Below are 259 nucleotides of genomic sequence, written 5' to 3' on the forward strand. Positions count from 1 at the left end.
ATCTAGGAGACGGTGTTGCCTGCCTCGAGTTTCATTCAAAGATGAATTCACTGGGAGCGGATACCGTCCAGATGATGAATTACGCCCTGGACGAAGTCGAGCGCAACTTCATCGGTCTGGTTGTAGGGAATCAGGGCGGTAATTTTTCCGCCGGGGCAAATATAATGATGCTGCTGTTAGCCGCACAGGAAGAAGAATGGGATGACATCAATCTGATGGTTCATTCTCTTCAGCAGGCAGTGATGCGGCTACGGTATTC

1 protein-coding gene is annotated in these 259 nt (G+C 49.8%); it reads left to right on the forward strand.

Annotated features, from left to right (window positions below):
• Nucleotides 1–259, forward strand: a 259-nt coding sequence (locus tag AC6UD4_RS07320; protein ID WP_500709651.1) for an enoyl-CoA hydratase/isomerase family protein, incomplete at both ends; no start/stop codon positions are given.

The sequence above is a fragment of the Fructilactobacillus sp. X3R5C2 genome (assembly GCF_059901175.1).